The following is a 26,646-nucleotide window of genomic DNA, read 5'->3' as shown; positions in this document are numbered from 1 at the left end:
CTCCGCGCCGGGCGGGCCGTCCGCCGACGCCTGCCGCAACGTGCGCAGGGCGCGGTCGACCGCGCCGCGCTGGTCGTCGACCGGCTGCCGCAAGCGCTGGTCGCCGCCGAGCAAGCCATTGGTCAGGCCGCGCTCGCGTTGCGTCTCGTGCACGAGATCCTGCACCGCCAGCGCCAGCGACACCGCGGCCACCGTGTCCCGGCTCTTGCGATACGCCTCTCTCTCGCGGGCGACCATCCCACCCAGAAGGGCGAGCACCAGAACGAGCGAGACGACGAGGATGCGAGCCAGCTGCCCGCGGATGGTCCGCGGACGCACGATGCCGCTGCCCGGCATTCGGCGTTCACCGTCGTGAGCGCGGAGCGGGACAACCGTTGCGCCCCCGGAACTCTCCGGTCGTCGAGGTGACCGCACCACCCTCTGCTCCTCCGATCAGCCGCCGCGCCTGCTCCACAGCGAGCACACGGAAATCAAGGGCAAACTGTCACAGGGCCGCCGCGCCGTCAACGCGAAAACCGGACAAATCGGACAGTGTGCGGACTTCTAAACACACTGGCAACGAGGAGTTACGAGCACGACAAACCGACATCGGCGTGCACGCGCGAGCGGATGCCGAGACCGTCGGCTCATCCCCGCCTTCGACCGCCGCAAACCCCTCGAGCGCGAGTCCGATACAGCGGACGGGTGCGCGGCGCGTTCACCGGACCCGAGTGACGGGAGCGCCCGGCGCCACGCTCAACCCGCGCTACGGGCGACGAGGTGATCCGCCCGGTGCGACAGCACCTGTTCGAGCAGCGCCACCAATACGGCCTTGACCGAATCACGCCGGCTGGCATCGCAATCCAGCACGGGGATCCAGTCCGCGAGCGCGAGCGCCGCACGCACCTCGCCGAGGTCGGCGTGGGTGCCACGGGCGCGGTTGACCGCGACGACGAAGGGCGTGCCGTGCTGCGCGCAATAGTCCAGCACGGGATGGCAGTCGTGGACGCGGCTGGTGTCCACCACGATCACCGCGCCGAGCGCACCGTCGGCCAAGTCGTCCCACAGCCAGGCGAGGTCGTCCGCACCCGGGGCGCCGAACAGGTACAGCAGCAAAGAGCTGTCCAGGTCGATCCGCCCCACGTCGACGGGGACGGTGGCCGGCTTCCGGTCCGCCCGGCGCTCCGGGGCGTCCAGGACGACGATCGGCTCGGCCGCCTCCGCCTGGGTCACCAGCGGGCCGATCTCGGAGACGGCCCCGACGAACGTCGTCTTCCCGGCGCCGAGTCCGCCGCCCACCACGATCTTCACCGAGGACGGCATGGTCTGCTTTCGCGTGTCGCAGTGCCAGGACAATGGCGCTGATCCTCTCGATGGCAACGGCGACGCGCACATCACGTGTCGGGCGGCCCGGTCGCGGACGACGGCTTGCCGATCCCGATCGGGACTTCCAGCGCGGTACCGATTTCGGCGATGGAAATGCGACTGCCGGCACAGCCGCACGAGAAACGTGGTACCCGTCCTCGCCCGCCGCGAAACCTCGCGGTGCGACTCTGATACAGTCCGGCGCGACACACCGGAGGGCAAGAGGGCTGGATGGCGCACCGAATTACGTTGTTTCCCTTGGCAATAGCACTTGTGCTCGGAGCGGCCGCCTGCGGCGACGAGTCCGGCGGGGCACCGGCGACCACCACCACCACGCAGGCCGCGAGCACCGCCACCCAGCTGTTCGATCCGTGCACCGGCATCCCCGACACCGCGCTGACGAGCGCGGGCCTCGATCCGGCGAGCAAGCAGGTCGGTGTCGGCGGGGTGAAACAGCCCGGCTGGGAGATCTGCGGTTGGAAGGGCGCCGACTTCACCCTCGGAGTGTTCTCCAACGGCATGTCCGTGGCCGAGTTCGAGCGCAAGCCGGGCAATGTCGACTTCCAGGACGTCACGATCGGCGGGCGCACCGGACGCCAGTTCCGCGTCGACGACGCCGCCAAGGACCAGATGTGCGACGTGCTCTTCCCCGCTCGCCAGGGCCTGCTGCAATTGACGCTGGTCAACAAGACCACCGAGCAGAACCCCTGCGAACGCCTCGCGACCGTCGGCGAAGCGATCGTGCCTACCCTGCCGAGATGAAAAGCCCTGGGCCTCAGCCGCCGAGGATGTCGAGCACCTTGTCGGAGGTGTAGAAGGGGGCGAGGCGCTCGCGGATCAGCCCGGCGAGCACTCCTTCCCGCTTCGCGCTCTCGATGACCGCAGGCCCGTACCGCAGGATCTCCGCGGCGATGTCGTCACCGCTGAGGCCGAGTTCGGGCAGCATGGCCGCCAGGGTGTAATCGCCGTACTTGGTGAAGAACACCTCCACGCACTCGTCCAGCAGCAGGCCGAAGTACTCCTTCTCGCGCGTGGTGACGGCGATTTCGTAGCACAGCAGTACCAATTCGTTGAGGTCCTTGCGGCTGAGGTATTCGCGCAGACCGCTGACCGGTTCGTCGGCGTGCAGATCCCAGAACTCCATCGCGGCGGCGTGCACCGGCGCGTCGCGCAGCATCTCGCGGATGGCGTTGTTGGTGCGCTTGAGGGCGAACAGCGCGCCTTTGCCCGCCAGGTCACCGACGAACGTGCCGTCGGCGGCCTTCTTGGCGCGATTGGCCGCGGACTGGCCCAGCGACATCAGCGAGGAGACGCCCGGGATCTTCTCAGCGCGCTCGCGGTTGGCCTGCATGAAATCGTTGATCAGCTTGTCCACGAATTTCGACGCGACGGTGGCCACCAGCGGGCTCTCGGTGAGCCGGTCCAGGATGCGCTCCTGCGCCTGGTGCATGCCGAAGATCTTCTCCAGCAGCGCCTCGACCGGCTCGCGCTCGACCACCTCGCCGAGGGTGTAGTCGTTGTTGGTCGCGATGTGGTCGTAGATGGAGTCGGCGAACACACCGACCATGTCGGCGAACACCGGACTGCCGCCGATCAGCTCGACGATGGTGCGGACGGTCTGCTTGGCCTGCTCGACCTCGACTACGTCCCGGAAGACGATCGTATCGGCGACTCCGAGGACCGCCTCGGTGTCGCGCGCGATCACCTCCGCGAAGCGCTCGCCGGTGACCTCGCCGAGCAGGAATTCCACCTGGGCGTCCAGTAGCCGTTCGGCGATCTCACGCGGCTCGCTCATCGAATTCCACCCATCTTCATCCGGCGCGCCCGGACCGGTTCACGTCTGGTGCGGCTCGGTGTCGTTGCCGTGCAACGATTCCCGGATCCGGTCCAGTCGCTCACGCGCGGCCTTCTCGCGTGCCTGCCATTGTTCGTCCACGCTGCGGCCCGCTGGAGTCTGCCGGTCGAGTTCGCCCATCCCCTGCGCGGTGCCGTAGCGCTGCTCGACCCTATCGCGAACTGACTCGAAAGTAGGAACACCGGAGACCGAATATCCGCCGCTCGGGGCGGTGCCGGGCATACCCGGCGGCGGTACCGGTACCGCCGGTACCGCGGAACCGCCGCCTACCTGGCCGGATACCTCCGGCTCCTGCCCAGGGAGCGCGGTGCCGCCGACCGGGGTGGTAGGAGTCACATCCCCGGCGGTACCGGTATCCCCCGTCTCCACCAGCCCGAGCAACGCGGCGTGGACCGCCGCGAACCCGGGACGGCCCGCCGTGGCGACCAGCAGAACACCTGCCAGTTCCGCGTCGGACAGCCCGCCCAACCGGCTCGCGATATCGCTGTTGTCACTCATACCGCCAGGCTACGCAGCCACGACCGCGCCGCACGCGGTTCACGACCGGACGAGTGCGCCCGCCCAGTCGCGCACGAGGTCGTACCAGGCCGAGCCGCCGACCACGATCAGATCGTTGTGCCCGGCGCCGGGAAAGACGACGAGCCGTTTGGGCTCCGGCGCGGCGGCGTAGAGCCGGTGCGCGTGCCGCAGCGGCAGCAGCTCGTCCTGGTCGCCGTGCATGATCAGTACCGGAGCGCGCAGCGTGCGGATGCGGCGTTCGTTCGGATAGGCGTCCGGCACCAGGGGCGCGGGCAGGAACGGATACACCGAACGAGCCGCGGCGCGCAGACCGCTGAAGGTGGACATCAGCATCACCCCCGCCGGCGGATGGTGTTGCGCCAGCTCGAGCACGACGCCGCCGCCGAGGGACTTGCCCAGATACAGCACACGATTCGGATCGACACCCGGTTGCGCGAGCAGCGCCCGGTGCGCGGCGTGCGCGTCCAGGTAGGTGCCGTGCTCGGTCGGTTTGCCGGTGCTGCGCCCGTACCCGCGGTAATCGAAGGCCAGCACGTCGAACCCGGCCTCGGTGAGCAACGCGTAGATCGGTACGCGGTCGCCGAGGTTGCCCGCGTTGCCGTGCGCGAAGAGGATGTGACCGACCGAGTTCCTGGCGGGCATCCACCACGCGTGCACGATCTCCCCGTCCGAGGTGGGCAGGGACAGCTCGGCGTACTCCATGCCGAGCAGCGCCGGGGTCTGCAGCACCGTCCGCTCCGGCAGGTAGGTCAGCGCGTTGAGGATCGGACGGGCCGGGTGCCGCACCGCGTCAGCCTCGCAGCACCGCGCCCACGGCGTCGGCCGCCGCCGCGACGGCCGCGTCGCGCGCCGCACTGGCCTCGTCTTCGGTGAGCGTCCGGTCGGCGGCCCGGAAACGCAGCGCATAGGTGAGCGACTTGCGTCCCTCGCCCGCCTGAGCGCCTTCGTACACGTCGAACAGCGCGATGTCCTCCAGCAGCTCCCCGCCGCCGGTGCGCAGCGCGGCCTGTACGGTCGCCGCCGGAATCGTCTTCTCGACGCTCACCGAGACGTCCTGGAGCACCGCGGGGAACGGCGACACAATGGGAACCGGCCGCGCTTCCCGCAGCGGCAACGCGTCCAGGTCGAGTTCGACGGCGCACGTGCGCGGCGGCAGACCCGAACGTTCCAGCACGGCGGGATGCAGTTCACCCGCGTAGCCGACGACCGTTCCGTCGACCACCAGCTCGGCGCAGCGACCGGGATGCCAGGGCAGCTGGGCCGCCGCCCTGCGCTCGATGGTCACACCGGCCGCGTCGGCGACGGCGTCGGCCAGTGCGAACGCGTCGGCGGCCTCGACGGCACGACCCGGACCCCACGGCCCGCGCGGCTCGCGGCGGCCGGTCAGGACGGCGGCCACGTGCACCGGCTGCTCGGGCAGCGAGTCGAGCAGCTCGGCGATCTCGGCGTCGGTGGGGCGCCGGTCCACCGGCAGCGGGTCGACCGCCCTGATGTTCGCCCCGGGCCGCACGACCTGCGCGATGCCGTAGATCGCCAGATCACGCGCACCCCGCGAGATGTTGCGGACGGCCACTTCGAGCAGGCCGGGCAGCAGGGTGGTGGCCAGTTCGGCGCGCTCCACGTCGAGCGGATTGAGCACCCTGGTGGTGGCGCGGCGCGGGTCGTCGGCATCCAGGCCCCAGGTGTCGAACACCCCGGCGGGCAGGAACACCGGCGGCAGAACCTCCACGGCGCCGGCGAACGCCAGTGCGCGGCTGACGGCGCGGCGGCGGCGCTGGGTCGGCGTGAGTCCGCGCCCGGCCGGTGCGGCGGGCAGCACGGACGGGATCTGCTCGAGGCCTTCCAGCCGCAGCACCTCTTCCACCAGGTCGGCGGGCTGGGCCAGGTCGGGCCGCCAGCTGGGCGGGGTCACCACCAGCTGGCCGTGCCCGGCCTCGCTGACGGCGACCTCCACGGTGCAGCCGATCTGGGCCAAGCGGCGCGCGGAGGTTCCGGTGGGGTAGGTGACGCCCGCGACGCGGTCGGCCAGGTCGATGTCCATCCGGATGGGCTCGGGCGCCGGGATCGGGGCCCGGAAGTCCGTCAGCACGGGTTCGACGGTGCCACCGGCGATTTCGGCGAGCAGGGTGGCCGCGCGGTCCAGCGCGGCGACGTTGATCTCCGGATCGACGACCCGCTCGTACCGCTTGCCCGCCTCGGACACCAGCTTGTGCCTGCGCGCGGTGCGGTAGACCAGCAACGGGTTCCAGGTGGCCGCCTCGAGCAGGATGTCGGTGCTCTGCGCGCCGACCTCGGTGCTCGCGCCGCCCATCACGCCCGCCAGCGAGACGACACCCGAATCGTCGGCGATCACCACGTCCTCGGCGTCGAGCGTGCGCTCCACCTCGTCCAAGGTGCGCAGCGTCTCGCCCTGGTTCGCGGTGCGGACCACCAGGCCGCCCGACACCTTCGCGGCGTCGAAGGCGTGCAGCGGCTGCCCCAGCTCGAGCATCACGTAATTGGTGACGTCCACCGCGGGCGAGATCGGGCGCACGCCCGACAGCAGCAGCCTGCGCTGCAACCACCACGGGCTGACCGCCTTCGGGTCGATGCCGGTGACCCGGCGGGCCGCGAAGCGGGTGCACCGGGAGTCCGGCTCGACCCGGATCGACCAGGCTTCCTGCTCGTGGTCGGGCAGGGTACGCACCGCCGGGTCGGCGTATTCGAGATCGAAGCCGCAGGCCAGTTCGCGCGCCAGGCCGCGCACCGAGAAGCAGTAGCCGCGGTCGGGGGTGATGTTCAGTTCGATGACGGTGTCGTCCAGACCGAGCAGCGCGTTGGCGTCGGTGCCCGGCTCGGCGGTGCCCGGTTCCAGCACCAGGATGCCGGAATGGTCCTTGCCGATCCCGAGTTCGGCGACCGAGCAGATCATTCCGTTGGAGACGTGGCCGTAGGTCTTGCGCGAGGTGATCTCGAACCCACCGGGCAGCACGCCACCGGGCAGCACCGCGACCACCAGGTCACCGACCTCGAAATTCCGCGCGCCGCAGATGATCTCCTGCAGCTCGGGCTTGCCGATGTCCACCTTGCAGAAGCGGATCGGCTTCTTGAACTCGGTCAGTTCGGTGATCTCGGCGACCCGGCCGACCACCAGCGGCGGCTCGCCGTCCTCCGGGCCCGCGACCCGCTGGAGCTTGTCGACCTCTTCGACTTCCAGTCCGACCCGGACGAATCCCGCGTCGAGCTCCTCCGGCGTCACCGACCACTCCGGGTTGGTGCGCTGGATGATGTCGGTCAGCCAGGACTGCGCTACTCGCACTTGACGTTTCGCTCTCTCGATCGAAGGGTGGGGTCAGGACCGGATACCGAAGGGCAGCGTGAAACGCACGTCGCCCTCGACGATGTCGCGCATGTCCGGGATGCCGTTGCGGAACTGCAGCGTCCGCTCCAGGCCCATGCCGAACGCGAACCCGCTGTACACCTCGGGATCGATCCCGCTGGCGATCAGCACCTTCGGGTTCACCATGCCGCAGCCGCCCCACTCGACCCAGCCCGCGCCGCCCTTCTTGTCCGGGAACCACACGTCGACCTCGGCCGAGGGCTCGGTGAACGGGAAGTAGTTCGGGCGCATGCGAGTGCGGGTCTCCGGGCCGAACAACGCCCTGGCGAACGCGTCCAGCGTGCCGCGCAGATGCGCCATGGTCAGGCCCTTGTCTACCGCCAGGCCCTCGACCTGCGAGAACACCGGAGTGTGCGTGGCGTCGAGCTCATCGGTGCGGAAGGTGCGGCCCGGGCAGACCACATAGATCGGCAGGTCGCGTTCCAGCATCGAGCGCACCTGCACCGGAGAAGTGTGCGTGCGCAGCACCTGCCGCGAGCCCTCCGGCGCGATGTGGAAGGTGTCCTGCATGGTGCGGGCCGGATGGTCGGGCAGGAAGTTCAGCGCGTCGAAGTTGAAGTGCTCGGTCTCCACCTCGGGACCTTCGGCGACCTCCCAGCCCATCGCGACGAACACATCGGCGATCTGCTCGGAGATGACGGTGATCGGGTGCCGGGCGCCCACGGCCGTGCGGCCCGCGGGCAGCGTCACGTCGATGGCCTCGGCGACCAGCACGGCGGCGTCGCGCTCGGCCAGCAAGGTGGCGCGGCGCGCCTCGAACGCCTCCGACACCCGGGACCTGGCGACGTTGACCCGCTTGCCCGCGTCGGCTTTCTCCGACTTGGGCAGACTGCCCAGCGCACGCTGCGCCAGGGCCAGCGGCGCCTTGCCGCCGAGGTGCTCGGTTTTCGCGACCGCGAGGGCATCCAGGTCGGCGGCAGCGGCGAACGCCTTCTCGGCGGCCGCCGCTGCCGCGGCCAGTGCCTCCTCGGTCAGCGCCGCGTTCTGCTCGCCTGCGTCGATGTCGTCGGCCACGATGCTCCGTCTCTCCCCTGGGGATCGGTTCACGGGCACGGCTGCCGCCTGCCCGCATTGCTGCTGGTCGCAATCGTATTCGATGCGCTATGGCGGATTCACCCGGATTACCCGCGACGCCGCGCGAGCCGTGTGGTAGCCACGCGGGCCGTGCACCCGTACGTGCCGAGCAGGCCGGGCATGCGCCGGAACCGCGCGGCAACCGGTCCGGAACGGCGCGGACCGTCACCACCTCCGGACGCAGGCCGAGCAGGGAAGGGATAAGGGGAGTTCCGGCAGCCGCCGCGGAACGCCCGGCCGAGGAGAGAACTCCGGCGACCGGGCGTCGCGCGATGGTTCGGCGGTCAGCGGGCGACGGCGATGCGGGCGGGCAGCAACCGCGACACCACCGCGCCGACCGCGACGATCGCGGCGCCGACCCACACCGCGGGCACCAGTCCGTCGACGTAGCTCTGCGGGTCCTCGTAGGAGCCCTGCGCGGCGAAGACCGACGCCAGCACCGCGACGCCCATGGCCACCCCGACTTCCCGCAGGGTGTTGTTGGTTCCCGACGCTATCGCGCGGTCCTCCTCCGCCGCTGCGGCCATCACCACGGTGGCGCTCGGCGCGAAGGTCAGGCCCATGCCGATGCCGCCGAGCAGGAACGGACCGACGAACGACAGGTAATTCGCGTCGACGGAGGCGACCACCGCCATCCAGGCCAGCGCGACGGCCAGCAACGCCTGCCCGGTGCTGAGCAGCGCCCTGGCGCCGACCCGGTCGACGATCAAACCGGCCAGCGGAGCGACGACCATCGGCGCCATCGTCCACGGCATGGTGCGGATGCCGGACTGCAACGGCCCATAGCCCTGCACGACCTGGAAGTACTGGGCCAGCAGGAAGATAGAACCGAACACGCCCATCGAGAAGGTGAAGCCGGTCGCATTGCTCACTCGGAAGGCGCGGGAGCGGAACAATCGCAGCGGCAGCATCGGCTCCGGCGTACGCAGCTCCCAGGCGATCAGGCAGCCGAGCAGCACAACGCCGCCGACCAGCGCGGACAGCACGCCGGGAGACGTCCAGCCGTCGTCGGCGCCGTGGATCACGCCCCACACCACCGCGAGCACGCCGCCCGCCGACAGCAGCAGCCCCGGCAGGTCGACCCGCCTGCTGCCGCCGTGCGACTCCCCCAGTACCCGCAGCGCGAACGGCAGCACCAGCAGGCCGATCGGCACGTTCACCCAGAAGATCCACTGCCAGCTCAGCCCCTCGACGACCGCGCCGCCGATGAGCGGACCCAGTGCCACACCGAGGCCCGCGATCCCGCCCCAGATGCCGATGGCGGCGCTGCGCATCTTCTCCGGCACCGCCGCCGACAACAGTGTCAGCGACAGCGGCATCACCGCCGCCGCACCGAAGCCCTGTACCGCCCGCGCCGCGATGAGCATGCCCGGTGCGGTCGCCACCGCGCAGATCGCGGAGGCCGCCGTGAACACCGCGATGCCGAGCAGGAAGATCCGGCGTCTGCCGAGCCGGTCACCGAGGGCGGACGCGGTGAGCAGCAGCGAAGCGAACGACAGCGTGTAGGCGTTCACGAACCATTGCAGGTCGGCCAGCGAGGCGCCGAGTTCGGTGCGGATCACCGGTAGCGCGTTCGTCACGACCAGGTTGTCCAGCGTGACCATGAACATCGGGATGCCGACCGCGGCTAGTACGGCGGCGAGCCTGCGACCACCGATCGTGGCCGCGGGCGCGGCGACGGGCGCGGCGGCGGGTGGAAGGGTCTCGGTCATGTCCAGTCCTTGTTGTAATCGACTGATAACTAACGTGGAGAACGTTATGCATCGACTGATAACATGTCAAGACCGAGCCCAGACCAGCGAACACGGAGCACGATGGCGACCAGGACCAGGATGACGGCCAGCGAACGGGGCGAGCAGGTGCTGCTCGCGGCGATCCGCGCGTTCGCCGAAGCCGGTTACGCCGCCACCCGGACCGACGAGATCGCCCGGCGCGCGGGCGTGTCACAGCCGTACGTGATCCGGCTGTTCGGCACCAAACAGAACCTGTTCCGCGCCGCCCTGCACCGCGTGTGCGACCGGATCGAGGAGGTCTTCCGCGCCGCGCGTGCGGAGGCGGCGCCCGACGCGGACCCGGAAGCGGCTTTGGCGGCACTCGGCGGCGGCTATTCGGTCTTCCTCGCCGAACGCGAGCTGCTCCAGCTACTGCTGCACGGGTTCGCGGCGAGCATCGAGCCGGAGATCGGCAACCAGGTCAGGGCCCGATTCGGGGAGATCTACCAGTTGATCCGGGAACTGACGGGAGCATCGGGAACGGAGACTCGGCGCTTCCTCTCCACCGGAATGCTGCTCACGGTGATGAGCGCGATGCGGGTGGCGGGACCGGACGCGATTCCCGCGGCGTGGGCGACGGAGCTGCTGGAGAATCTGAGCACCCACGGCGATTGACGATCCGACGTTCGGTCCCCCTGGAATACGAAACAGCCGCGTGACCTGGCGTGGGAGATCAAGCACCGTAGCGAACGCGGGAGTTCGCGTACAGGCAGATCGCGGCGGCCGTCGCCAGGTTCAGGCTCTCGGCGCGGCCACGAATCGGAATGCGGACGCGATGGTCGGCCCGGCGCGCCACGGCCGGGTCCAAGCCGTGCGCCTCGTTGCCGAACAGCCAGGCCACCGGCCCGGTAAACAGTGCGTCGGCGTCGTCGAGGCCGACTTCGCCGTTCGCCGCCGTCGCCAGGATCGTGATACCCGCCGCGGCGATCGCGTCCAGCGTCTCGGCCACATCGCGGTGCCGCGCGATCGGCACGTGGAAGATGCTGCCCGCACTGGCCCGCACGCACTTGCCGTTGTGCGGGTCGACCGTGTCACCCGCCAGCACCACGCCGTCGGCGCCGACCGCGTCGGCGACCCGCACGAGCGTGCCCGCGTTCCCGGGCTCGGCCATCTCGACCGGGACGGCCAGCATGCGCGGTCGCGCGTCCAAGATCCGGCTCAAGGGCACGTCGAGCAGGTCACAGACCGCCACCAGCCCCGGCGCGGTCACGGTTTCCCCGAGATGCTGTGCCGCTCGATCGCTGACCAGCGTGGTGCGGACCCCCACCGCGGCCGCTCCCGCGATCAGCGCGTGGTCTCGTTCGGCGGCCGCCGCCGAAAAGAACAACTCGTGGACGCGCGCGGTCTCCAGCGCCGCGGCGACGGCATTGGCGCCTTCGGCGAGGAATCGGCCCGTTTTACGACGCTGCGCGCCACGCTGCAGCTTGACAGCGGAAACGACCCGCGGATTGCGCTCACTGAGCGCTTCCACGGGTCGTTCCGAAAGGTGTCCGTGTGCCAACGGATGCGACTCAGGCGGCCGGCGCGTTGACGTCCTGCGGCAGAGCGGCCTTGGCGACGGCGACGAGACCGGCGAACGCCTCGGCGTCCGACACCGCCAGCTCGGCGAGGATCTTGCGGTCCACCTCGACACCGGCGGCCTTCAGGCCCTGGATGAAGCGGTTGTAGGTGATGTCGTTGATCCGCGCGGCGGCGTTGATGCGCGCGATCCACAGCTTGCGGAAGTCACCCTTGCGCGCCCGGCGGTCCCGGTAGGCGTAGGTGAGCGAGTGCAGCTGCTGTTCCTTGGCCTTGCGGTACAGCCGCGAGCGCTGGCCGCGGTAGCCCTTGGAGGCCTCGAGGATGGAACGGCGCTTCTTCTGAGCGTTGACGGCCCTTTTGACGCGTGCCACTGGTCAGTCCTGTTCGATCTGGGGGCGCGGGGCAGCGCCCGGAAATGGGTCGGTGGGTGGCGACGGAGCTGGTCCGGTCGCGGTGTGCCTATTCGGTCTGCGCGGGCGCGATCAGAGACCGAGCAGCTTCTTCACGCGACGGACGTCGGCGGAGGCGACAACTTCCACGCCGTCCAGACGACGAGTCCGGCGGCTGGGCTTGTGCTCGAACAGGTGGCGACGGTTCGCCTGCTGGCGCAGCAGCTTGCCTTTACCGGACACCTTGAATCGCTTCGAGGCGCCGCTGTGGGTCTTCATCTTCGGCATGGATTCCTCTATCTGTCGTCCCGGCGGTCGGGGCGGACCGCCGGTGTTCTGATCGGTGTTACTGCGGGCCGGCGGTCTCGGCCTGCTCCGCAGCGGGCTGACCGGCCGGGGCGGCGCTGGGCGCCGGGCGCGGGGCCGACTCCTGCTGCGCCTTCACCCGGGTCTTCGCACCCTTGTGGGGGGCGAGGACCATGGTCATGTTGCGACCGTCCTGCTTGGCCGAGGTTTCCACGAATCCGAGCTCGGCGACGTCGGACGCCAGGCGCTGCAGCAGCCGGAAGCCGAGTTCGGGGCGGGACTGCTCGCGTCCCCGGAACATGATCGTCACCTTGACCTTGGACCCGGCCTCGAGGAAGCGAACGACGTTGCGCTTCTTGGTCTCGTAGTCGTGGTCGTCGATCTTCGGACGGAGCTTCTGCTCCTTGATCACCGTCTGCTGCTGGTTCTTCCGAGACTCGCGCGCCTTCTGCGCCGTCTCGTACTTGAACTTGCCGTAATCCATGATCTTGCAGACCGGCGGACGGGCATCCGGTGCCACCTCGACCAGATCGAGGTCGGCTTCGAGGGCGACGCGTAGTGCATCTTCAACACGCACGATCCCAACCTGCTCGCCGCCCGGTCCGATGAGCCGGACCTCGGGAACACGGATGCGATCGTTGATGCGGGTCTCAGTGCTGATGGGGCCTCCTAGGTCAAGCGGTGTCGTCGGACGACCGCGCGCAATAACTGCAACCCCTGTTCAACACGAAGGCCCCGGTGCGGTATTCCGCGACGGGGCCCGATGTCGACCGATCGCCGGCCACGAGTGAACTCGGGCCGACCCTCGCGTCCCGGTTCTCCACAGAGAACCTCGGCACGAGAAACCCGCCCTCGCGGGGCGGGCGACCGGACCGTTGGCCGTACGATGATTCGTCGGCAACGGTGGGAGTCGGGCTCCACTTATCAGCCCCGGGGCAAGCCCGGGGCGGTCGTCAGCGGGAAGTCTAACATTCCGTTCCGCTATCGCCGAATCGGGCCGAAAACACCTTGCCCGGCCGTGTCCCGCGTGCCACGCTCCCCCGGTGCTCACATCACGCCGTGACCTGCTGCGATGGCAGTTCGACCTGACCTGGTCACTCGCCGGGATCCACCTCGACGCTCTCACGCCGGAGGACTTCCTCTGGGAACCCGCCGAACTCAGCTGGACGGTCCGCCCCGATGCCGACGGCGTATGGCGACCGGATTGGGCGGACACCGAACCCGACCCCGTGCCCGTCCCCACGATCGGCTGGCTCACCTGGCACATCGGCTGGTGGTGGGGCGCCGCCATCGATCATGCCGAAGGCGTCACCCCGCCGGCGCGGGAGGACGTGCACTGGCCCGGCGATGGTACCGGCGCCATCGCCTGCCTGCGCGATCTGCACGGCGAGTGGACGCGCGTGCTCGACCGGCTCGACGAGCCCGCTCTGGACCGCCCTTGCGCCTATCCGTGGCCCGCCGAGGCCGGATCGACCGTCGCGCACCTGGCGGGCTGGGTGAACGCGGAGCTGATGAAGAACGTCGCGGAGATCGGCCACCTCCGGATGCTGCGCGCGGCGTCGCTAGCCTGAAGGCATGACTGACGAGCTCGACGCCTCCGTACGCGAACTGGCCGACATCCCCGCGGTCGAGGTGATCAGCCGCGCCGCGGTGATGCTGATGAGTTCGGCGGCGGAGAAGCTCGGGCTGGCCGACGAGGACCCGGACGCCAGCCCGCGCCGCGACCTGGACGAGGCGCGCCGCCTGATCACCGCGCTGGCGGGGCTCGTCACGGCGTCGGTGGAGTACCTGGGACCGCACGCCGGACCGATTCGCGAAGGGTTGCAGTCGCTGCAACGCGCCTTCCGTGAGTCCTCCGCGCATCCCGACGAGCCGGGCAAGGGCCCTGGCGAGAAGTACACCGGCCCGGTCTACTGACCCGCTCGGCCGCTGGGGACGCGGACGTCGCGCGCCCAGCGGCCCGATCCCGGCGCTGAGCGACGACGCCCGGTGGCGCGCTGCGCCGAGCCGCCGACCGCGGCGGGCATGCGGCGAAGACATTCCCGTCGGGTCGCTCCCGGCCCGACGGAATTCCGAAGCACGGCGGAAATTGTGGGCGAATCACGCACTGGGACAACGATGTTTAGGAAATTTCCCAACGGGTAGGGCACAGTGAGCCCATGGCTACTCGGATTCTGCTCGCTCCCGGATTCTGGCTCGGTGCATGGGCGTGGGACGAGGTCGCACCCGATCTGCGGCAGCGTGGCAACGAGGTAACGGCGCTCACGCTCCCCGGCCTGGACGCGGCTGATCCCGATCGGTTGTCGGCCACCCTGGAATCCCAAGCGCAAGCCATCATCGACGCGGTGCCCGCGGGCGAGACCGTCGTGCTCGTCGCGCACTCCGGCGGCGCGGCGCCCGCCTATCTCGCCATCGACCGGTCGCCCGCCCTGTTCCGCCGGGCGATCTACGTCGACAGCGCGCCGCTGCCCAACGGCTTCGTCATCAACTCCGCCCTGGACATCGCCGCGCGCGAGTGGGCGCTGCCGGAGTGGCCCGAACTGGAGGCCGGAGGCAGCAGCTTGGCGGGCCTGGACGAATCCGCCCTGACGCGCTTCCGCGAACGCGCCGTGCCGGAGCCCACCTCCGTCGCGGCCGCGCCGCTGCGATTGAGCGATTCGGCGGCGCGGCTGGCCGTGGCGACCACCGTGATCTGCAGCAGCATGACCGCCGATCTGGTCGAGAAGCTGCGGGACAACGGGGAAGCGCCCCTCTTCGCCGAGCTGGCGCGCATCGATGCCGAGTACGTCGACCTGCCCACGGGACACTGGCCCATGTGGTCGAAGCCGAAGGAACTCGCCGCACTGATCCACACCATCGCCAACCGCTGAGGCGAAAAGCGGCGCGGCCCCGGAGCATCCGGGCCGCGCCGCATCGGACGACGGGTCAGCCGACCGCCGCGGTCTTCTTCACCGCGCGCTTGGTGGCCTTCGCGGCGGCCTTCTTCGCCGGAGCCTTCTTCGCGGTGGTCTGCAGCGCGGGCGGCTGGTCCAGCACCTCTTTGAGGAACTGGCCGGTGTAGCTGTGCGCGACGGCCGCGACCTCTTCCGGCGTGCCCTCCGCCACCACGGTGCCGCCGCCGGAGCCGCCCTCGGGGCCCATGTCGATCACCCAGTCGGAGGTCTTGATGACGTCCAGGTTGTGCTCGATGACGATCACCGTGTTGCCCTTGTCCACCAAGCCGTTGATGACGTTGAGCAGCTTGCGGATGTCCTCGAAGTGCAGACCCGTGGTCGGCTCGTCGAGGATGTACACCGTGCGGCCGGTGGACCGCTTCTGCAACTCGGCGGCGAGCTTCACCCGCTGGGCCTCGCCACCGGAGAGGGTGGGAGCGCTCTGCCCGAGGCGCACATAGCCGAGCCCCACGTCCACCAGGGTCTTGAGGTAGCGGTGGATCGAGGTCACCGGTTCGAAGAACTCGGCGGCCTCCTCGATGGACATGTCCAGCACCTCGGCGATGGTCTTGCCCTTGTAGTGCACCTCGAGGGTTTCCCGGTTGTACCGGGCCCCGTGGCAGACCTCACAGGGGACGTAGACGTCCGGCAGGAAGTTCATCTCGATCTTCAGCGTGCCGTCGCCGGAGCAGGCCTCGCAGCGACCGCCCTTGACGTTGAACGAGAACCGGCCCGGCTGGTATCCCCGCACCTTCGCCTCGGTGGTGGCCGCGAACAACGTGCGGATCTTGTCGAAGACGCCGGTGTAGGTGGCCGGGTTGGACCGCGGCGTGCGGCCGATCGGCGACTGGTCCACCTGCACCAGTTTGTCGAGGTGGTCGAGGCCGTTGACCCGGGTGTGCCTGCCGGGCACCTGCCGCGCGCCGTTGAGCCGGTTCGCCAGCACCGTCGCCAGGATGTCGTTCACCAAGGTCGACTTGCCCGATCCGGAGACGCCCGTCACCGAGGTGAGCACGCCGAGCGGGAAGGCGACGTCGATGCCCTGGAGATTGTGCTCGCTCGCCCCGACGACGGTCAGCTGGCGCTTCTTGGCGACCGGACGGCGCACCAGCGGCACCTCGATCCGCTCCCGGCCCGACAGATACGCCCCGGTCAGCGAGTTCGGGTCGGTGAGCAGTTCCTCGTAGGGCCCGCTGTGCACCACCGTGCCGCCGTGCTCGCCGGCGAACGGGCCGATGTCGACCACCCAGTCCGAGGCGCGGATGGTGTCCTCGTCGTGCTCGACCACGATCAGCGTGTTGCCGAGATTGCGCAGGCGCGTGAGGGTTTCGATGAGCCTGCGATTGTCCCGCTGGTGCAGGCCGATGGACGGCTCGTCGAGCACGTACAGCACGCCGACCAGACCGGAGCCGATCTGGGTGGCGAGCCGGATGCGCTGCGCCTCACCGCCGGAGAGCGTGGCGGCCGCGCGGGACAGCGAGAGGTACTCCAGGCCCACATCGAGCAGGAAGCCCAGCCGCGCCTGCACCTCCTTGAGCACCTGCCCGGCGATGGCCGCCTCGCGCTCCCCCAGGGTGAGCGAATTCAGGAACGCCGAGCACTCGCCGATGGACAGGTCGCTGACGTCGGCGATGGACTTCTTGTCGCCGTTCGCGGCGATGGTGACGGCGAGGATCTCCGGGCGCAGCCGGGCACCGTTGCACACCGGGCACGGGATGTCGCGCATGTACCCGTCGTAGTGCTCTTTCATCTGCTCGGACTCGGTGCTCTCCAGGCGCCGCTGCAGGAACGGCATCACGCCCTCGAAGTCCGCGTAGTACGAGCGCTTGCGGCCGTAGCGGTTGGTGTAGGACACGTGCACCTGGTCGGCGCTGCCCTCCAGCACCGCTTTGCGTGCCTTGGGCGGCAGATCCTGCCACGGGGTGTCCATGGAGAAGCCGATGGCGTCGGCGAGACCGGACAGCAGCCTGGTGAAGTACTCGGCGGTCTGGCCGCGCGACCACGGCGCGATGGCGCCGTCGTTGAGGCTCAGCGCCGGGTCGGGCACCACCAGTTCCGGGTCGACCTCCTTGCGGATGCCGAGACCGGTGCAGTCCGGGCAGGCGCCGTAGGGCGAGTTGAACGAGAACGAACGCGGCTCCAGGTCCTCGATGTCGAGCGGGTGACCGTTCGGGCAGGCGAGACGCTCGGAGAAGCGGCGCTCCCGGTCGTGCGCGTGCTCGTCGCGATCGACGAAGTCGAGCACCACGATGCCGTCGGCGAGCCGCAGCGCGGTCTCGATCGAATCGGTCAAGCGCTGCTTGGAACCCGGCTTCACCGCCAGCCGGTCGACCACGACCTCGACGTCGTGCTTCTCCTGCTTCTTCAGTTTCGGCGGGTCGGTGAGCGGATACACCACGCCGTCGACCCGCACGCGGGAGTAGCCCTGGGAGTTCAGTTGGTCGAACAGGTCGACGAACTCGCCCTTGCGGGTGCGCACCACCGGGGCGAGCACCTGGAAGCGGATGCCCTCCTCCATGGCCAGCACCTGGTCGACGATCTGCTGCGGCGTCTGCTTGGCGATCAGCTCGCCGCACACGGGGCAGTGCGGCGTGCCCGCCCGCGCGTAGAGCAGCCGCAGATAGTCGTAGACCTCGGTGATGGTGCCCACGGTGGAGCGCGGGTTGCGGTTGGTCGACTTCTGGTCGATGGACACCGCGGGCGACAGACCTTCGATGAAGTCGACGTCGGGTTTGTCCATCTGTCCCAGGAACTGCCGCGCGTACGCCGACAGCGACTCGACGTAGCGGCGCTGGCCTTCGGCGAAGATCGTGTCGAAGGCCAGGCTGGACTTGCCGGAGCCGGACAGACCGGTGAACACGATGAGGCTGTCGCGGGGCAGGTCGAGATCGACACCCTTCAGGTTGTGCTCCCGAGCTCCGCGCACAGTGAGGCGTTCCGCCACAGGTCGTCCCTTCTCCTTCGTGTTCGGCGTCCAGACATACCCCCGGCCGCCATGCTAGGCATGGGCACCGACAAGTTTCGCGGACCGCCCGTCACCTCGACGAATAGCGGGAACCCGGCGACCGGACATTACGGATCGGGCCGGGGAAACAGGCCAGGACGCCTCCGTAGCATCGCCCTCCCGGCACCACTGGTCAACAGCGCGGCCGCACTCGTCATTCCCCTCGACGCAGCCGTCACGCTGCCGCCGCCCGCACCCGGGGCAGCCGGGACCTGGGAGGCGAGTGATCGACTGCGGGAGTGGCGCGCGGCCGCCCGGTGCCCGACGTCACCCCGTGTGTGTGACTACCCACATCGCGACCCTGGAACTCACGCTGGTCGAGACCGCGCCGATGGCTCCGGCCGCGCCGGCTCGTCCGGGTCATCGCTCGGCGCAACTCCGCAGCGCACGCACGAACCGCCGATTAGACTGAGCGCGCTGTGCGCCCCCCACCGGCCTCCCCCGACTCCTTCATGACGGAACTCACCCCCCATCTCTCGTCAACGGTGCTCGACACTTTGCGCGCCCTCGTGCGGACCGCCACCCGTCTGGTCGACGCCCGCTACGGGGCGCTCGGCGTACGCGGACACGGCGACCGGCTGGTCGAATTCATCTTCCAGGGCGTCGACGACCTGACACCGGACCACATCGGCCGCACCCCGCGAGGGCAGGGCGTACTCGGCCTGCTGCTGGCGCACCCGCGACCGATCCGGCTGGACGACCTGTCGGAACACTCTGCCTCCGTGGGCTTTCCGCCCGGCCATCCGCCGATGGGCAGCTTCCTCGGCGTCCCGGTGCGGGTCGGCGAGGAGATCTTCGGCAATCTGTACCTCACCGAGAAGGCGGGCGGGCAACCGTTCACCGACGACGACGAGGCCGTCGTGCTTGCGCTGGCCGCCGCGGCGGGCATCGCGATCGAGAACGCCAGGCTCTACGAATCCGCGCGGACCAGGCAGGCGTGGATCGAGGCGACCCGCGACATCGCGACCGAATTCCTCGCGGGCACGGCGCCGGATCTGGTACTCGCGCAGGTGGTCGCCCGCGCCCGCGCGCTGACCGGTTCGCAGCAGGCGCTGCTGGCCGTGGTGGCGCCCGCGACGCCGCCCGACGAAGCCACCGAACTCGTGGTGGCGCAATGGTTCGGCCCCGGACCGGGCCCGGAGCGGGTGCGCATCGCGGGCACCGTCACCGGCACGGCATTCACGCAGCGCGCGCCGGTACAGGTGCCGGAGGCCGCCGCGGAGGATCTCGGCGCCGCGGTGGGCCCGGCGGGGCCCGCGCTGGTGCTGCCGTTGCAGACCGCGGATCTCGCGCTCGGTGTGCTGATCATCGCGCGGCCACCCGGGGCTCCCCCTACCCCGGCGAATTGATCGAACTGACCGCCGCGTTCACCGACCAGGCGGCCCTGGCCATGCAATTGGCCGAGACCCAGCGCAGGATGCGCGAACTCGACGTGCTCGCCGACCGCGACCGCATCGCGCGCGACCTGCACGACCACGTCGTCCAACGATTGTTCGCGGTCGGGCTCGGGTTGCGGGCGACCGCGGCACGCACGCAGGATCACGAAGTCCGGCAACGGCTTTCGACGGAGATGGACGGTTTACAGGAGGTCGTGCAGGAGATCCGCACGTCGATCTTCGACCTGCACGGCGGCGACCCGCTGCGGCGGCGACTGGAGGACGCGATCCGCCAGCAGACCGCCGACGGCGCCTTCCGGACCAGTGTGCGATTCGCCGGCCCGCTGTCGGTGGTGGGCGACGCACTGGCCGACCACGCGGAAGCCGTGGTGCGCGAATCGGTCAGTAACGCGGTGCGTCATTCCGGCGGCACCCGGCTCGCCGTCGAGATCACCGTCGGCGACGAGCTGACCGTGCTCGTCGAGGACAACGGCGCGGGCATGCCCGCGGAGGTCACACCGAGCGGGCTGGCCAACCTCGCGCAGCGCGCGAGCATGTCCGACGGCCGCTGCACGGTCGGGCGGACCGAGAGCGGCGGCACCAGGGTGCACTGGTCCGCGCCGCTGGCCTAGCGATCAGACGGGCGCGACGAGCGCCAGATCGCCGTCGTGGCGCCGGTACAGCAGCCCGCCCCGGCCGCTGTCCGGGTCGGTACAGAACAGGAACGGCAGTCCGCTGCGGCACAACGCCGTCGCAGCCTCGGCCGGAGGCAGGCATGCGGCGGGCTCGGCGTCCACGACGATCGGCGGGGTGCTCCGGACCGGCTCCGGCGACCGGATCGGCGGATACGTCGCGCGCTGGCGGATGAGCCGCACGCCCGGCGCTGCCCAGTGCACCACCGCGTCCTCGCCGGTCTCGGCGTCGGTGAACAGGTGGGCCTCGTAATCCATGGCGTCCAGCACCGCGACCGCTTCGGCGGGGGTGCAGGTGGACAGGGCGCACTGCTTGCGGCGAACGATCGGACGCGGCTCCCCGGCGCGGGACAGCGGCGGCCGGGCCGGATCGGGCCAGGTCCGCGTTTCCCGCGCGGCCAGCCGGGCCAACCGGCGGTCGAGCCGCTCGGCGGCAAAGGTCACCGCGAACCCGCGCGGCCCGGTGACCTGGACCCGGGTCACGACGTCCCGGTGGTGGACGTCGACCTGCACCACTGTCAGGGCCTCCGGGCCGGGCAGCGCGCCGAGACGCACCCGGGCGGGAGCGTCGAGATGGTGTCTGCGCAGCACCCGGGAGACGGCTCGCACCGCCCGCGTGACATCCAAGGCGGCCACCTCCCCTCGCGTGGTCACCGCGACCTCCGGCCCCGCGGCCGTCGTCCACTGTTCCGATACGCACCGCAACCCTGATGAGACCATCTGCATTGCCCCGCTCTCCAGATCGATCCGTCCCGCCCCTATGCCAGCACCGCGTGTACTGCCGCGAACAGGGCCGAAAGTCCCCATCGGCGAAAAGTGCTGGCACAGGCCCGAATCAGGCCGACCGGGCCGGGCGGGGCGTTCGCCCGCGCGGCGAATCGCGGTCAGGCGGCGCCGAGCACTACGACGGAGTTGTTGCCGCCCATGCCGAGGGAGAGCTTCAGGGTGACGCCGCCCTCGAACGGCGCCGGGCCGTCCAGCAACCGTGGATGCGCGGGCGCGACGATCGGGGCCGCGGGCACGATGCCGCGCTCGTAGCCCAGCGCGGCCGCCGCCACCTCGACGGCGGCCGCCGCGCTCTGGCAGTGGCCCACCAGCGGCTTCAGCGCGTAGATGTGCGGAGGGCCTGCGAACAGGTGCTCGATCAGATGATGCTCGGCCACATCGCACTGCCTGGTCCCGGTGCCGTGCGCGTTGAAATAACGCACGTCCGTGGCGGCGACCTCCGCGTCGGCGAGCGCGCGGTGAGCGCAGTCGAGGATCTGCTCGTGCGTCGGGTCGACCGAGACCACGTGATAGGCGTCGTTGGACATCGCGCCGCCGAGGACCGCGGCGTAGGGCCGGTCCGCCGAACGGGTCAGCACGAACGCCACCGAGGCCTCCCCCATGCTGAACCCGCGGCTGCCCTGCTGGAAGGGACGGCACGCGTCCAGCGGTTCGGCGTCGGTGACCGCGGCGCCGAGCCGGACGAAGCTCTCCACCATGTCCGGGGTGGCGGACAGGTCGGTCGCCACGAAGATCACGTCGTCGGCCATGCCTGCGTCCAGCCAGAGCTTCGCGGTGATCAGCGCGACGTTGGCGGAACTGCACGCGGCGGACACGTTCATGGCCGGACCGTGGAAGCCGAACTCCTGCATCAGCATCGAGACCGGAGTGGACGGCAGCAGCCGCAGGTAGTCCCTCGACCGGCGGTTGCCCCCGTCGACGAGGTAGAAGTCGCGCCAGTCCGCCACGTCGCCGAGCACGATGGCGTGCAGCAGACCGACCGTGCGGCCGGGCCGCCAGCCCCGCTCGCGGGCGTCGGCGACGGCCTCCCGCGCCGCCTCGTGCACGGCCCGGCCGTAACGGCTCGTGCTCAGCTCGGGATCGCCGCCGTCGGGCACCAGCGATACCCAGGCGTCCTCGTCCCGGCCGGGCCCGTAGCCGGGCAGCAGGGCGGCGGCCGACTTGCCGCTGAGCAACCCGTTCCACAGTCGTTCCCGGCCCCACCCGTAGCCGGTGATCGCGCCGATCCCGGCGATGGTCATAGGATCTCGATGCCTCGGCGGAGTTCGGAACCGCGCGGCGGGGTTCGGGTCGGCACCCGGCATGTCTCGCTCCTTCGCCGGCTGCCCGGGACGCTCGAGCGGTTCGCCCCTTCTCGACTCGGCAACCGGTATCTGCCATGATCGCCGGACCCCGGCCGAGAACGTGCCAGTACTGTGATCGAAGCAATACCGTGGACGATGTGATCTTGTACACGTCGATACCAGAATGATCCCGTGTTCCAATGGCCATAATCGGGTCGATGATCGGGGGTTCGAGTGGGTGACGACAAGCTGGCCGCCGCGGTCGACGCCGCCGAACAGCTGGCCGCGCGCTACCGCTCCCTGGTCGAACACACCCCGGACGGAATCTGTGTGCACGAGCGCGGCCGGGTCGTCTACGTCAATCCGGCGACCGTCCGCCTGCTCGCCGCGGAGAACGCCGAGGAGATCGTCGGCCGCCCGCTGACCGACTTCGTCCACCCCGCGTCCGTCCCCTCGATGCTCGACCGCATCAGCACCCTCACCACCGCGGGCGCGGCCTCGATCCCCACCGAGATGACGCTGATGCGGGTGGACGGCGGCACCGTCCCGGTGGAGACGGTGTCGGTGCTGACCGCCTGGCACGACCGCCTCGCCTACCAGGTGGTGATCCACGACCTCACCGCCCAGCGCCACGCCGAGGCCGCGCAGCGCAGAGCCGAGCACTACTTCACCACGGTCGTGTCCCAGTTGGAGGAGGGCGTCGTGGTGATCGATCCGGAGGGCCGCATCGAATCGATGAACCCGGCGGCCAAACGCATCTTCGGCACCGAGGGACCCGACCGCCAGGTGATCGGGCGCACCATCCAGTCGCTGCCGCTGGTGCTGCTGGACGCGAACGCCCAGCTGCTGCCGCCGAGCCGCCATCCCGTGGCGCGCACGCTCGCCACGGGCGAGACCATCACCGGCTACGTCTTCGGCGTCGACCGGGTGGACGGTCAGCGCCGCTGGCTGTCGGGCAGCAGCCGCCTGCTCAACCCCGGCGACCCGCGCTCCTCGGCCGTGTCCTCCTTCGCCGACATCACCGAATTCCGTGCCAGCAGGCGGCAATTGGAGTATCAGGCCACGCACGACTCGCTCACCGGGCTGGCCAACCGCTCGCTGATCCTCTCCCAGCTGGCCGCCGCGCTGGCCAGCACCGACGAACTGCTGCCGGTGTCCACCGTGCTGTTCATCGACCTGGACGGCTTCAAGGCGATCAACGACACCCTCGGGCACGCCATCGGCGACACGGTGCTGCAGATCGTCGCCCAGCGGTTGCAGCGCGCGCTGCGCGGCGACGACATCGTCGGCAGGCTCGGCGGCGACGAGTTCCTGGTGCTGCTGTCCGGCCGCACCCGCCGCGTCGACATCGACGCACTGGTGAGCAGATTGCGTTCCACCATGGCCGAGCCGATCATCGCGCGCGGGCACCGGATCGAGGTGAACGCCTCGATCGGCGTCACCGAACTCGAGGTGGGCGACCGGCGCAGCCCGGAAGCCGTGCTGCACGACGCGGACCTGGCGATGTACCGTGCGAAGCCGCCGGGGCGACGCGAAGGCACCGTCACCAAGGGCCGCAGGCCGAACAGCACCCACGCCTCCTGACGCGCATGATCATCGAACACGCCCTGCTGCCGGTGCGCCCCGAGCGTGCGGCCGATTTCGAGGCCGCTTTCGCCGCGGCGCGGCCGATCATCGCGAGCATGCCCGGCTTCCGTTCGCTGTCGCTGTCGCGCGGTGTGGAGTCGCCGGGCAGCTACCTGCTCCGGGTGGAATGGGACCGGCTCGACGATCACGTCGTCGGATTCCGCGGCTCGCCGGAATATCAGCGTTGGAAGGACCTGCTACACCACTTCTACGACCCGTTCCCGGTGGTCGAGCACTTCACGCCGGTACCGCTCACCCCGGACCACCACCCGTGCCCCACTGCGCAGCCAGGGCGCTGACCTGCGGTTGCGGCGAGCCCGCCGCCGCCCCGGTAAACTCGACAACTCTGCTTTCCGCGTGTTCACCTGCCCGGCCCGGGTTGCGTGCGCGCGCCTGTTCGCGGTGACAAGGAGTTCAGTTTGCCCGACCTCACTCAGGACCGTGCCGCCCACGACGGCACCCCCGAGCGGACCCGCGAGACCGACCGGGAACAGGCGTATCTGTCGGTGTTGTACGAGCGGCTGGACGAGATGCGCGACTATGCGAACAACCGGTTGCGCACGGTGCTGCTGGAGACCGGGGGCACCCCGCAAGCGCGCAGCGAACGAGAGTCCTTCAGCCAGCTCTACACCGAGGACCTGGCGAAATATGATGCCGCCGAGCACGGCCTGTGTTTCGGCCGCATAGACCTCGACGGAGAGCAGGAGGAGTACCGCTACATCGGCAGGCTCGGCATCCTCGACGAGAAGGACGACTACGAGAGCCTGCTGCTGGACTGGCGCGCCCCGCTGGCTCGTCCGTTCTACCTGGCCACCACCGCGGCGCCGGACGGTGTGACCCGGCGCAGGCACATCCGCTCGCGCAATCGCAAGGTCACCGCGATCAACGACGAGTACCTCGATCTGGAGGCCGCGCGCCGGGCCGGAGTCACCGACGCCGACGGCGGTGTCGGCAGCGAGAGCGCGCTGCTGTCCGCGCTCAACGCCGCGCGCACCGGTCACATGAACGACATCGTCGAGACCATCCAGCATGAGCAGGACGCGATCATCCGCTCCGAGCACAAGAGCGTGCTCGTCGTGCAGGGCGGGCCCGGCACCGGCAAGACCGCCGTCGCGCTGCATCGCGCGGCGTATCTGCTCTACACCTACCGTCAGCAGCTGGCCAAGAGCGGCGTGCTGATCATCGGACCGAACGCCACCTTCCTGGACTACATCGGCCAGGTGCTGCCGTCGCTCGGCGAGACCGGCGTGCTGCTTTCCACCATCGGCGATCTGTATCCGGGCGTGCGAGCGGCCCGCGAGGACTCGCTGCGCGCCGGCGAGATCAAGGGCTCGCTGACGATCCTGGAGGTGCTCAAGCAGGCGGTGCGCGACCGCCAGGAAGTGCCCGCCGAACCCGTCCGGCTCAGCTTCGACGGCTATCCGGTCACGCTGGATCGCAGGATCGCCACCATGGCCCGCGGCCGCGCCCGGTCCTCTCGTCGCCCGCACAACCTGGCCCGGCCGATCTTCGCCGCCTCGGTGATCGACGCGCTGACCGATCAACTGGCCGAGACCATGGGCTCCGATCTCTCCGGCGGCCCCAGCCTGCTCAGCTCGGCCGACCTCACCGAGATCCGCGACGAGATGCGGGCCGATCCGCAGATCCAGGCCGCCATCGCGAAACTCTGGCCGATCCTGTCCCCGCAGGACGTGCTGGCCGACCTGCTCGCCGACCCGAAGCGGCTGGACCGGGCCGCGAGCTCGCTGGACCCGGCCGACCGCGCCGAACTGCTGCGACCGGACGACGGGCGGTTCAGCGCCGCCGACGCGCCGCTGCTGGACGAGCTGGCCGAGCTGCTCGGCGTAGACGACACCGAGGAACGCGAGCGCGCCCGTCGCCGCTGGCGCGCCCGGATCGCCGAGGCGCAGGACGCCCTCGACATCCTCACCGGCTCCGCCCCGCAGGATCTCGAGGACGATCTCGATCCCGAGATCCTCATGGCCTACGACCTGATCGACGCGAGCCAGTTGGCCGAACGACAGGACACCCGCTCCCGCCAGACGACCGCGGAGCGCGCTGCGGGCGATCGCACCTGGACCTACGGTCACGTGATCGTGGACGAGGCGCAGGAGCTGTCGGAGATGGCGTGGCGCATGGTGATGCGGCGCATCCCGAACCGGTGGGTCACCGTGGTCGGGGACGTCGCCCAGACCGGCGACCCGGCGGGCGCGTCCTCCTGGCAGCGGATGCTGGAGCCCTACGTCGCGTCCCGGTGGAAGCTGACCGAACTCACCGTCAACTACCGCACCCCCGCCGAGATCATGGACGTCGCGGCCGACGTCCTCGCCGCCATCGATCCGGCGGCGACCGCGCCGCGTTCGGTCCGCGAGAGCGGCGTCGCGCCGCGTGCGTACCGGGTCGCGCCCGGCGAGGTGCACGCGGAGGTGGCTCGGCTGGTCGCCACCGAGACGGGGCCGGGCACCACGGCGGTGATCGCGCCGCAGGCTCTGGTGGCGGAGTTGGCCGATCTCGCGGGCGAGTCGGTGCGGGTGCTGACCGTGCAGGAGGTGAAGGGCTTGGAGTTCGACGCGGTCTACCTGGTGGAACCGCGGGACATCCTCGGCGAATCGCCCCGCGGGCTCAACGATCTGTACGTCGCGCTGACGCGCGCCACCCAGCGGCTCGGCGTGGTGCACGGTGCGGACCTGCCCGGCGTGCTCGCCCGGCTGCGCTGATTGGCGCCCGGACCTCGGAACGAGAAAGGCTCCGCGCCACATCGCGATTCGCGATGGACACGGAGCCTTT

At 70.2% G+C, this 26,646-nt stretch carries 25 protein-coding genes; 10 read left to right on the top strand and 15 right to left on the bottom strand.

All coding sequences use genetic code 11. From position 1 onward, the window contains the following. Together ON29_RS10960 and ON29_RS10955 are read right to left on the bottom strand one after the other, a co-directional pair. A partial coding sequence (locus ON29_RS10960; protein ID WP_040866081.1) for a nitrate- and nitrite sensing domain-containing protein occupies window positions 1-336 on the bottom strand: 336 nt, incomplete at its 3' end. Window positions 337-735: 399 nt separating this feature from the next. Next, on the bottom strand, window positions 736-1,335 hold the full coding sequence (locus ON29_RS10955) for a GTP-binding protein (protein WP_245548900.1): 600 nt from the start codon (window positions 1,333-1,335) through the stop codon (window positions 736-738). 267 nt (window positions 1,336-1,602) lie between these two features. Between ON29_RS10955 and ON29_RS10950 the strand changes: the two genes are divergently transcribed. Beyond that, window positions 1,603-2,106 (top strand): DUF3558 domain-containing protein, encoded by a 504-nt coding sequence (locus tag ON29_RS10950; RefSeq protein WP_157172738.1) that lies wholly within the window; start codon window positions 1,603-1,605, stop codon window positions 2,104-2,106. Window positions 2,107-2,119: 13 nt separating this feature from the next. Here ON29_RS10950 and ON29_RS10945 read toward each other — a convergent pair whose 3' ends face one another. The 6 genes from ON29_RS10945 to ON29_RS10920 form a co-directional block, all read right to left on the bottom strand. Then, window positions 2,120-3,139: a hypothetical protein gene (locus tag ON29_RS10945; protein WP_040866080.1), complete on the bottom strand. Its 1,020-nt coding sequence runs from the start codon at window positions 3,137-3,139 to the stop codon at window positions 2,120-2,122. A 39-nt stretch (window positions 3,140-3,178) separates the two neighbouring features. Further along, the gene (locus ON29_RS10940; protein ID WP_040866079.1) at window positions 3,179-3,697 is read right to left on the bottom strand and encodes a PspA/IM30 family protein; all 519 of its coding nucleotides are present in this window, start codon (window positions 3,695-3,697) and stop codon (window positions 3,179-3,181) included. Between the two features lie 39 nt (window positions 3,698-3,736). Further along, window positions 3,737-4,504, bottom strand: coding sequence for an alpha/beta hydrolase (locus tag ON29_RS10935; protein WP_040866107.1), 768 nt, complete (start codon window positions 4,502-4,504; stop codon window positions 3,737-3,739). A 4-nt stretch (window positions 4,505-4,508) separates the two neighbouring features. Then, entirely contained in the window at window positions 4,509-7,016 is a 2,508-nt protein-coding gene (gene pheT / locus ON29_RS10930; RefSeq protein WP_040866078.1) for a phenylalanine--tRNA ligase subunit beta, read from the bottom strand. Between the two features lie 33 nt (window positions 7,017-7,049). Next, window positions 7,050-8,111, bottom strand: coding sequence for a phenylalanine--tRNA ligase subunit alpha (gene pheS / locus ON29_RS10925; protein WP_051175080.1), 1,062 nt, complete (start codon window positions 8,109-8,111; stop codon window positions 7,050-7,052). A 344-nt stretch (window positions 8,112-8,455) separates the two neighbouring features. Further along, window positions 8,456-9,883 (bottom strand): MFS transporter, encoded by a 1,428-nt coding sequence (locus tag ON29_RS10920; RefSeq protein ID WP_040866077.1) that lies wholly within the window; start codon window positions 9,881-9,883, stop codon window positions 8,456-8,458. Window positions 9,884-9,985: 102 nt separating this feature from the next. On the opposite strand from ON29_RS10920, the gene ON29_RS10915 reads away from it, so the two are divergent. Next, a complete protein-coding gene (locus ON29_RS10915; protein WP_051175079.1) occupies window positions 9,986-10,558 on the top strand; it encodes a TetR/AcrR family transcriptional regulator in 573 nt (190 codons plus the stop codon). 58 nt (window positions 10,559-10,616) lie between these two features. Here the strand turns inward: ON29_RS10915 and ON29_RS10910 are convergent, their stop codons facing one another. From ON29_RS10910 to infC, 4 genes are all read right to left on the bottom strand, one after another. Beyond that, window positions 10,617-11,414 carry a TrmH family RNA methyltransferase gene (locus ON29_RS10910; RefSeq protein WP_040866075.1) on the bottom strand — a complete coding sequence of 266 codons (798 nt, stop codon included), beginning with the start codon at window positions 11,412-11,414 and terminating at the stop codon, window positions 10,617-10,619. Between the two features lie 40 nt (window positions 11,415-11,454). Next, a complete protein-coding gene (gene rplT / locus ON29_RS10905; protein ID WP_039797323.1) occupies window positions 11,455-11,835 on the bottom strand; it encodes a 50S ribosomal protein L20 in 381 nt (126 codons plus the stop codon). A gap of 111 nt (window positions 11,836-11,946) precedes the next feature. Continuing rightward, window positions 11,947-12,141, bottom strand: coding sequence for a 50S ribosomal protein L35 (gene rpmI / locus ON29_RS10900; RefSeq protein WP_039797322.1), 195 nt, complete (start codon window positions 12,139-12,141; stop codon window positions 11,947-11,949). Between the two features lie 58 nt (window positions 12,142-12,199). Continuing rightward, window positions 12,200-12,865: a translation initiation factor IF-3 gene (gene infC / locus ON29_RS10895; protein WP_083863358.1), complete on the bottom strand. Its 666-nt coding sequence runs from the start codon at window positions 12,863-12,865 to the stop codon at window positions 12,200-12,202. Window positions 12,866-13,202: 337 nt separating this feature from the next. On the opposite strand from infC, the gene ON29_RS10890 reads away from it, so the two are divergent. From ON29_RS10890 to ON29_RS10880, 3 genes are all read left to right on the top strand, one after another. Next, complete coding sequence (locus tag ON29_RS10890; RefSeq protein ID WP_040866073.1) at window positions 13,203-13,730, top strand: DinB family protein; 528 nt, start codon at window positions 13,203-13,205, stop codon at window positions 13,728-13,730. A gap of 4 nt (window positions 13,731-13,734) precedes the next feature. Next, a complete protein-coding gene (locus tag ON29_RS10885) occupies window positions 13,735-14,076 on the top strand; it encodes a DUF1844 domain-containing protein (RefSeq protein WP_040866072.1) in 342 nt (113 codons plus the stop codon). 242 nt (window positions 14,077-14,318) lie between these two features. Further along, window positions 14,319-15,029 carry an alpha/beta fold hydrolase gene (locus ON29_RS10880; protein ID WP_040866071.1) on the top strand — a complete coding sequence of 237 codons (711 nt, stop codon included), beginning with the start codon at window positions 14,319-14,321 and terminating at the stop codon, window positions 15,027-15,029. Window positions 15,030-15,084: 55 nt separating this feature from the next. Here ON29_RS10880 and uvrA read toward each other — a convergent pair whose 3' ends face one another. Further along, entirely contained in the window at window positions 15,085-18,036 is a 2,952-nt protein-coding gene (gene uvrA / locus ON29_RS10875) for an excinuclease ABC subunit UvrA (protein WP_040866070.1), read from the bottom strand. Between the two features lie 479 nt (window positions 18,037-18,515). Between uvrA and ON29_RS36975 the strand changes: the two genes are divergently transcribed. Together ON29_RS36975 and ON29_RS36970 are read left to right on the top strand one after the other, a co-directional pair. After that, window positions 18,516-19,445, top strand: coding sequence for a GAF domain-containing protein (locus ON29_RS36975; protein ID WP_245548899.1), 930 nt, complete (start codon window positions 18,516-18,518; stop codon window positions 19,443-19,445). After that, window positions 19,442-20,104 carry a sensor histidine kinase gene (locus tag ON29_RS36970; RefSeq protein ID WP_051175077.1) on the top strand — a complete coding sequence of 221 codons (663 nt, stop codon included), beginning with the start codon at window positions 19,442-19,444 and terminating at the stop codon, window positions 20,102-20,104. The genes ON29_RS36975 and ON29_RS36970 overlap by 4 nt, the downstream gene beginning before the upstream one ends. A gap of 3 nt (window positions 20,105-20,107) precedes the next feature. On the opposite strand, the gene ON29_RS10865 is transcribed toward ON29_RS36970, so the two are convergent. Both ON29_RS10865 and ON29_RS10860 read right to left on the bottom strand, forming a co-directional pair. Further along, the gene (locus ON29_RS10865; protein ID WP_245548898.1) at window positions 20,108-20,818 is read right to left on the bottom strand and encodes a sigma 54 modulation/S30EA ribosomal C-terminal domain-containing protein; all 711 of its coding nucleotides are present in this window, start codon (window positions 20,816-20,818) and stop codon (window positions 20,108-20,110) included. Between the two features lie 230 nt (window positions 20,819-21,048). Then, window positions 21,049-22,191 (bottom strand): beta-ketoacyl synthase N-terminal-like domain-containing protein, encoded by a 1,143-nt coding sequence (locus ON29_RS10860; protein WP_040866069.1) that lies wholly within the window; start codon window positions 22,189-22,191, stop codon window positions 21,049-21,051. A 276-nt stretch (window positions 22,192-22,467) separates the two neighbouring features. Between ON29_RS10860 and ON29_RS10855 the strand changes: the two genes are divergently transcribed. The 3 genes from ON29_RS10855 (at window position 22,468) to ON29_RS10845 (ending at window position 26,576) form a co-directional block, all read left to right on the top strand. Continuing rightward, window positions 22,468-23,817: a diguanylate cyclase domain-containing protein gene (locus ON29_RS10855; protein ID WP_040866068.1), complete on the top strand. Its 1,350-nt coding sequence runs from the start codon at window positions 22,468-22,470 to the stop codon at window positions 23,815-23,817. Window positions 23,818-23,822: 5 nt separating this feature from the next. Then, the gene (locus ON29_RS10850; RefSeq protein ID WP_040866067.1) at window positions 23,823-24,158 is read left to right on the top strand and encodes an antibiotic biosynthesis monooxygenase family protein; all 336 of its coding nucleotides are present in this window, start codon (window positions 23,823-23,825) and stop codon (window positions 24,156-24,158) included. Window positions 24,159-24,278: 120 nt separating this feature from the next. Continuing rightward, window positions 24,279-26,576 carry a HelD family protein gene (locus ON29_RS10845; RefSeq protein WP_040866104.1) on the top strand — a complete coding sequence of 766 codons (2,298 nt, stop codon included), beginning with the start codon at window positions 24,279-24,281 and terminating at the stop codon, window positions 26,574-26,576. Window positions 26,577-26,646 lie beyond the last annotated feature (70 nt).

It is taken from the genome of Nocardia exalbida NBRC 100660, assembly GCF_000308575.1.
GTDB classification, from domain to species: domain Bacteria; phylum Actinomycetota; class Actinomycetes; order Mycobacteriales; family Mycobacteriaceae; genus Nocardia; species Nocardia exalbida.
Note: the sequence above shows the minus strand (reverse complement) of the source record. Positions and strands in the feature narration are given on the sequence as shown.